Raw genomic sequence first — 7458 nt, forward strand, 5'->3', positions numbered from 1 at the left:
GCTCGCGTATTGTACAATACGCGAGCGGGGACGCTCGCACTACAATAAAAAAAATGCTTTTTACAACACTGAGATGCTCCCGGTTTGTAGTGAGGAATTTAGTCTTTAAAAGAAGGACTGAACTCCTCACTACAAACGGTTAATTAAGATCGATCGGAAATACCCATTCTTTATAATTGCTGTCGCGATTTTCGATAATCCCGGTTAGTTTGTCCAAAATCTTTTCGGTGATGGGTCGGTTTGTGGGCAAGTGATAGTTTTCTACTCGCTTAATTGGGGTAATTTTGGCTGCGGTTCCGCAGAGGAAAATTTCGTCTGCAATCAACAGTTCCGATCTATCAACGGGTCTTTCTGTGACTTCAATTCCTAAGTCTCTGGCGATTGTGATTACGCTGTCTCTGGTAATTCCTTCGAGAATATCTTGCTCGAAACCGGGAGTAACTAATTTACCGTTTCTGGCGACAAATATGTTCATTCCTGAAGCTTCGCTGACTTTTCCCTGAGTGTTCATCATAATTGCTTCGTCGAAGCCGGATTCTACTGCTTCGGTTTTGGCTAAAGCTGAGGTGATGTAAGCGCCGCTAATTTTACCTCTTAAGGGCAAACTGCGGTCTTCTTGGCGGTACCAAGAGCTAATTCTACAGTTGACTCCTTCTTTGGGCAAATAGTCGGAAAGTTCTAATCCGTAGACAAAAAAGTCGGTTTCTACGTTGTGCAGTCGGGGGGCAATTCCTAAACTGGATGTGTAGATAAAAGGGCGGATATAAAATGATTTTGTTGGTTTGTTTTTCTGGACAAAATCAATAATTATTTGTTGGATTTTGCTGGCTGGTAAATCGCAGTGGAGGAAGCTGGCACTTTGACTTAATCTTTGACAGTGGCGGTCTAATCTAAATAGCAAGATTCGATCGGCATTTTGGGGGTCGGGAATTCCCCGCAACCCGCCTAAAACTCCGGTTCCGTAGTGCAGTGCGTGGGTTGCTATGGAAATATTGGCGTCGGTAAAGGGGAGAAATTGGTTTTGAAAGTAGGCAATTGGTAGAAAACTATCCATGATTCAAGCTGGCGATGAGTTTGGCAGTCCGCGAGGAAAGCTGAATTTGGTTATATTACCATAAGTTATAGCATTTGAGATTTGAGATTGAGAATGACTGATTTCATAAGGGTTTGAAGCTTGCCTACAGTTAGATTGTTTTTTAAGACTGATATTATTCTTTTGTTGTGATATCAATTTATAAAATAATCTCAAGAGGGGTCACTTTGGTTGATAATTGTTTTGGCAAAAAGTGCGATCCTCTTCGTTGGCGTAGCCCCCGTAGGGGCGGGCTTCGCTAACGACTACAAACAAAAAATCAACCAAGGGGCAACAATGGCACGTAAATGTTTCATCATTGAAATGGGGATGGGTATAGACCAGCACGGGCAGGAACCGACTGTAGCCTGTGCAAGGGCTGTACGGAATGCGATCGCCCACAATGCTTTGCTGGGGGTCTGGGAAGTGGCGGGTTTGACTGACCCCAATCAGATGATTGTTGAGGTTAAGGTGGCTGTTCCTTACCCGGAACAAGTGCGGGAACAGGAGGTGTTGGCGGTGCTCCCTTTTGGCAGCAAAACTCTGATTGTGGAGCAAGGGGGCATGATTGTGCCAGGAAGGGCGATCGCCTCTCTGAATGATAAAAATGATGAAATGCTAATCGCTGTGGCGGCTGTGAGTGTTTTTGTGGACACTGAGGACTAATTAATTTTGTGTTGTTTGAATAAATCGCCCGATCGCACTTGCTTGTTTCCGCGATCGGGCGATCGAACGCCTGTCTGTTAAAAAATGATTAATTTAGACTAAGTTGTAGGATGCCCCTGAGATATGGCATGAAATATCGTAGAAAATCTGAGGCTCTGAGGCACGCTATAACTTAGTCTGTTCAACGGTAAGGTTTATTTGCGCCTACCTAGTTAATTTGGAAGTTTTAATGGATAATTTTTAATTGTTCAGGCGACCGGGTATGTAAGCGATCCAGCAAAACCCTACGATTAATAACAGCCACGTCGCTGTAATATTGCTGCCCAACAAGTTGCGGAGAAAATCTTCCCTTGTTCTCAAAAATTATAGGGTTTAAAAGAATTTATTGCTGTTCCCTCTCCGAACACAAAAGGTAGAGTGCGATCGCGTTTTAGGCGATCGGACTCTACCTCCTCTACCTCCTATTTGGGCTGGCTGGTATCTGCCAACATTTGGTTAACCATTTGCAAGTGCGCCTGAAGGTTCGGCAACTTCTGGGTGGCCCAAGCCTTCAAGTCGGAATCTTCTCCCTGTTGAGATTGTGCCTGAAACAAAGCAATAGCCTGATTGTGGCTCTCGATCATAGCCTGCTTGTAAGCAGTGTCAAAACTTGTACCGGAGAGTCCCGAAAGTCGCTTCATCAAAGCTGTGTTCTGGGTACTCATCTCGGTTGGCAGTTCTACCTTTTTTTGCATTACTAACTGCATCAGTTCTTTATTTGCTTGAGTGTGTTCCTCAACCATTTCTTGCCCGTATTGTTTCACACTAGCACTAGAACCGCGCTGCACTGCCAATCTGCCAAGTTCCACTTCCAGCATACCCAGTTGACCTGCTTGCATGACAAAGGTTCTGTCTCGGCTGCTGAGAGAATTAGGCGAGGTTTCGCCACCTGTTGGAGTGTTGGGAGAACGACCGGGAGTGTTGTTGGTGGGGGTATTTGGAGAACGGCCGGGAGTGTTGTTGGTGGGGGTATTTGGAGAACGACCGGGAGTGTTGTTGGTGGGAGTATTTGGAGTGTTGGGAGAACCGCTGGGATTGTTGTTGTTGTTAGGATCTGTAATAGGAGGTCCCGGAGAATTAGGATCCTTTAAGTCGTTATCAGCAAGCTCAAAAACTCGATCGCCCGACTGGTTGAAGCCGTTAATCTGGCGGTTTAATTCTGCGAATCCCGGCACAGCTATCAAGGAACTAACGCCGGCAATTCCGGCAACTGTTACCAATTTTTTGAACAAATTTTTGCGATTGAGTGAAGTCATGAATTTCTAAGCCTCTAAGTTGTTTTCAAAAGTCCGCGCGTGCGAAACTATCCCGTAGGGAATCGCCCGAAACTACCGATGGGATGGTGTACTGCCTTTCCGAAACAAGTTGATCAAACCAAAGGCGCCCAAGGCACCCAGCCACCCGAAATTGTTGGGGCTATCGCGCCGAGCACTCAAAACTCCAGAATTAGTATCAGCCGGCGTCGATGTGGTATTGGTTGTACCGGTTGTACCAGTTGTGCCGGTGCCTGTCGTACCAGTTGTACCGCTTGTGCCGGTGCCTGTCGTATCGGTTGTACCCGTTGTACCCGTGCCAGTCGTACCAGTTGTACCGCTTGTACCCGTTGTACCCGTGCCAGTCGTACCGCTTGTACCGCTTGTGCCGGTGCCAGTGGTATCGGTTGTACCGCTTGTACCCGTGCCAGTCGTACCCGTTGTACCGCTTGTACCGGTTGTATCGGTGCCACTCGTACCGCTTGTACCGGTTGTATCGGTGCCACTCGTACCCGTTGTACCGCTTGTATCCGTGCCAGTCGTATCCGTGCCAGTCGTACCCGTTGTACCCGTTGTATCCGTGCCAGTCGTACCCGTTGTACCCGTTGTATCCGTGCCAGTCGTACCCGTTGTACCCGTTGTATCCGTGCCAGTCGTACCCGTTGTACCGCTTGTACCGCTTGTATCGGTGCCACTCGTACCGCTTGTACCGGTTGTATCCGTGCCAGTCGTACCAGTCGTACCGGTTGTACCGCTTGTGCCTGTCGTACCGCTTGTACCGCTTGTACCGCTTGTACCGGCACCGCCACCAGCACCGCCGCCAGCACCGCCCGACTGGGCTGAAGCAGGCACTGCTAAGGAAACCGTTGCTAAACCTAAAGTACAAGCGCTTGCTAAAACAACTTTCAACAATTTAGAAGATTTCATGGTAATGCTTGCTTTTGCATAGAGTGCTGCGATCGCTTGTGATGCCAAAACCGCAGGGTCAAATTGACAGCGTAACGTGCAAATTTTCTAATCTTCGCTGCGGAATAATGAAGGTAAGGGAGCAAATTTAGTCCCGTTCCCTAGATGATTTTTCCCTGAGTAATTACACCGCGGCGTTAACAGTTTATAAGCTATTACGTATGCTTCAATTTCGCCATTCATCTTTAGGAATATTTGACAAAATGGCTTTTTATTTCAGGTGGTGGATGAAATTTGATTGAGCGGCCGACTAGCTCAATCAAAATTTGTGTACGGGGGATAAAAAGCGGGTTGATATGAAAAATTTTGGGTTGAGTAACGAGACATCTACGAATCAACCGGGTTTCTGGGACAAGCGGCCGCTTCTTCCTATGAATTTTCCCCGGATGCAGGTGCTTTGAGCCAGAAATTATTGATTTTGTCACCGTCAATTTTGGCTTAGCACTCCGCCAGATGAGTTAGTTTAAAAATTTTTTGAGCGCTATTTTTCCTTAACTTGCTGCTGGCAATTTTGCCCTGGTAGCATACAGATCAAACTTTCTCAGGAAACTAAAATATCTCAAAACGCCCGATCGACCGATCGGAGTCGCCATAACACCTGCAACCCGCTACCAGCAAGGGTTTTGACTGGGATTTGAGTTGCCTCAAACAGCAAGGCGAACTGAGGGCTATCCGAGTCGAAGCCGCGCGAGATTAAATCAACCAGCGGCGGCGCACTCGTCAGAATTGCTTGTGAGTGCGATCGGCTAAACTCTGATATAGTCAAGCGAAAACTATGCCAGAGAGCGCTTGTTCTCTAACACTTCCACAAGCAGACATCAAGTATGCTGTATCGAATTATTGCCAGAATTCGCTATCTAATGTTAATTGCTTTTTCTAAGTTCGCAAGTGAAAAAGCCGAAATCAGATTAATCGATGTTTGAGCAAGGAAATTACCCAAATCCTGCCCAACCAGCAACCGCAAGCCCATTGCCTTCTCGGTGCAGAATAAATTTAATATTACATCTGTCCTCAGACTGAGAAAAATGCGGTTTAAAACTTGCTTTTAGAGAGAGGAAAGTAGTTGCTTCTCGTATATAAGATTACATTTATGTTTAATAATTAGAGGTCATTATGCCAGAACAACAATTTGACACCTTACCTTCGGAAGCACAAGAACTCCCCCAAGGAGCTAAACAAATTTTTCAGGCTGCTTTTAAGAGCGCTAGCGAAGATGGAATGAGCGCAGATGGTGCTACTAGCGTTGCTTGGAACAGTGTAAAATCTGAATATGTTCAAGAAGGTGGCACGTGGCATCACAAGGGCGACGATACTAACCAAACCCGCAAATCAGTACAGTCGGGTGGCAATTAGTTATCAGCCAGTAGTAATATCGTGTCCGCTAACATAACCCCTATTCGCTGTGTAGTGAGGGCTTCATCCTCAAATTTTGATGAGAACCAAGAATCCTCACTACCAACCAATTGCAGTGACGTTATTCTAGCGGGCCTGATATCATGAGTCATTAGCAATCTACTCATCACTTGTGGTTAATGCTTGACGTTGATAGCTGTTGGAGATAGCTGTTGGAATCGCGGTGGTACAGAAGTTAATCGAGCCTGTTAATCGGGTGTCGCATATCCCATTGCAATTCGGCTAAAACGAGCAAGCTAAATACCATTATGGCTCCCGTAAATAGGAAAAGCCAACCGCCCGTGTAAGGTAAAATTAATATTCCCAACAGATGAAATAAACTTGCCGCTAAAAGCGCGCGCGATCGCACAGCAAATCCAGTCCCCAAATACCCAATTCCGCTCATTCCCAACCACAGGGGACAGAGATTCGCCAACACTTTTCCCCAACTGAGAAAAATTGCTAAATCGGTCAGCAGCAATCCTAATAACATTAGTATTACCCAACCGTAAAGCACCCAAATCAGGCGTTCTATTTTGACCCAAGAGTATGTCATGCTTACCATTGCTGCTGTACCTACGAGGCTGAGCGCTGACCACAAACCGGCTTGCAGCATCCAACTCACAGAAAAAAATTGTGCTGTGCCGAACATGGCTATTAACAGCAAGCTCCACAGCAAGCAAGTTCGATCGAGACAAGTATAAAATTGTGAATAAAATCGATCTTTACCAAGGGGAAACTGAACCTGCCAAAGCCCTTCTAAATCCTGAAGCTCGATGTTAAGCTGTTTCCGGCGCAGAGGGGGAACTGAATAATTAAAAAAGGTCATATCTGACACTATTAAAATTTACAATTATTTGCTTATGTACTATCTCACCAGCAATCGCTCTAATTGCAATCTGTCAATCGGATTAATCTAGTTAAGTGGATAATCTGCCGGCAGTAATAGTTATGCGCTCGCACCAGGTAAAAGAGGAAGAGATAGATTGTACAAGTTGAGAAAATAGCTCTTGCGACAGATGGCTGGAATATTACTTATTCGATACTTTAAAAATAGTCAACTTTGTTACAGAATTTATGCTCACTTCATCCCATCCTCTCAAACAGGTATTCCACTGCCCGGAAGAATCGGATTTTTACGCGCACTGCTTGGAAAGTTTAGTGTTAAATGCTAGTGACAATTCTCGACTTATCGTAGAGTTTGGTTCAGGAGAGGGAAGTCCAGTTATTAAGTCTTTGCTGAGAACTGATTTTGACGGGACAATACAGGGATTTGAGCTAAATAATGTAGCTTGGAAAATTGCTCAGTCTCAAATTAAGCAATATGAACTGAACGAACGATACACCGTCAACAATTGCTCTTTTTTTGATTCGCCTTTATACGAGTCGGCGGATTGTGTCATCTCAAATCCGCCTTACTTGCCGGCGGTGGATGATAAGATTTACCAGCCGCTGTTGCACGGGGGCAGTGATGGTTCGACAATTGCTAAGAAACTTTTATCTTTGGGCAGCGACGAAGTTTTGCTGATGGTTTCTAGCTATTCTAATCCTGTGGGTTTGATCGATTATGCCTTGGATCGAGGCTACTCGGTGGCGAATTTTGAAATTGCACCTTTAACTTTTGGCTATTATAGTTCGGAACCCAAGGTGAAAAGCGCGATCGCCACTCTCAGAGAACAGGGAATGGCTTTTTATTCGGAAAACATCTATCTGCTGGCTGGAGTTTTGTTTAAGAAGCACCAAAAGTCGCAAAGAGATTTGTCGATCGAGCTAATTAAGTTAATGACAGCATTTTAAAATACATCGCTGGTAGGTGCAAGATGCCTGTTCTACCATTGTCAGCAACAGGCAAGATGCCTGTTCCACTATGGTTAGCAACAGGCAATATGCCTGTTCCACTATGGTTAGCAACAGGCAAGATGCCTGTTCCACTATGGTTAGCAACAGGCAAGATGCCTGTTCCACTATGGTCAGCAACAGGCAAGATGCCTGTTCCACTATGGTTAGCAACAGGCAAGATGCCTGTTCCACTATGGTTAGCAACAGGCAAGATGCCTGTTCCACTATGGT

Annotated in this window: 9 protein-coding genes; 3 read left to right on the top strand and 6 right to left on the bottom strand. The window is 45.6% G+C overall.

Translation table 11 applies throughout. The features are described 5' to 3' along the window. Positions 1-139: 139 nt before the first annotated feature. Positions 140-1054: a branched-chain amino acid transaminase gene (locus tag QUB16_RS32375; RefSeq protein ID WP_333322435.1), complete on the bottom strand. Its 915-nt coding sequence runs from the start codon at positions 1052-1054 to the stop codon at positions 140-142. A 210-nt stretch (positions 1055-1264) separates the two neighbouring features. On the opposite strand from QUB16_RS32375, the gene QUB16_RS32380 reads away from it, so the two are divergent. Beyond that, positions 1265-1738, top strand: coding sequence for a Lin0512 family protein (locus QUB16_RS32380; protein ID WP_333322436.1), 474 nt, complete (start codon positions 1265-1267; stop codon positions 1736-1738). A 461-nt stretch (positions 1739-2199) separates the two neighbouring features. Here the strand turns inward: QUB16_RS32380 and QUB16_RS32385 are convergent, their stop codons facing one another. From QUB16_RS32385 to QUB16_RS32395, 3 genes are all read right to left on the bottom strand, one after another. Next, a complete protein-coding gene (locus QUB16_RS32385) occupies positions 2200-3033 on the bottom strand; it encodes a DUF4142 domain-containing protein (RefSeq protein ID WP_333322437.1) in 834 nt (277 codons plus the stop codon). A 72-nt stretch (positions 3034-3105) separates the two neighbouring features. Then, entirely contained in the window at positions 3106-3957 is an 852-nt protein-coding gene (locus QUB16_RS32390) for a hypothetical protein (protein WP_333322439.1), read from the bottom strand. A 598-nt stretch (positions 3958-4555) separates the two neighbouring features. After that, positions 4556-4762: a hypothetical protein gene (locus QUB16_RS32395; RefSeq protein WP_333322440.1), complete on the bottom strand. Its 207-nt coding sequence runs from the start codon at positions 4760-4762 to the stop codon at positions 4556-4558. A 347-nt stretch (positions 4763-5109) separates the two neighbouring features. On the opposite strand from QUB16_RS32395, the gene QUB16_RS32400 reads away from it, so the two are divergent. Then, a complete protein-coding gene (locus QUB16_RS32400) occupies positions 5110-5349 on the top strand; it encodes a ChaB family protein (protein ID WP_333144661.1) in 240 nt (79 codons plus the stop codon). 235 nt (positions 5350-5584) lie between these two features. Here QUB16_RS32400 and QUB16_RS32405 read toward each other — a convergent pair whose 3' ends face one another. Further along, positions 5585-6217: a hypothetical protein gene (locus QUB16_RS32405; protein ID WP_333322442.1), complete on the bottom strand. Its 633-nt coding sequence runs from the start codon at positions 6215-6217 to the stop codon at positions 5585-5587. Between the two features lie 248 nt (positions 6218-6465). Here QUB16_RS32405 and QUB16_RS32410 point away from each other — a divergent pair, with 248 nt between their 5' ends. Next, on the top strand, positions 6466-7185 hold the full coding sequence (locus QUB16_RS32410; RefSeq protein ID WP_333322443.1) for an SAM-dependent methyltransferase: 720 nt from the start codon (positions 6466-6468) through the stop codon (positions 7183-7185). Here the strand turns inward: QUB16_RS32410 and QUB16_RS32415 are convergent. After that, positions 7168-7458, bottom strand: a 291-nt coding sequence (locus tag QUB16_RS32415; RefSeq protein WP_333322445.1) for a hypothetical protein, incomplete at its 5' end; no start/stop codon positions are given. The two genes, QUB16_RS32410 and QUB16_RS32415, sit on opposite strands and share 18 nt — an antisense overlap.

The sequence above is a fragment of the Microcoleus sp. D3_18a_C4 genome (assembly GCF_036702415.1).
Lineage (GTDB): Bacteria > Cyanobacteriota > Cyanobacteriia > Cyanobacteriales > Microcoleaceae > Microcoleus.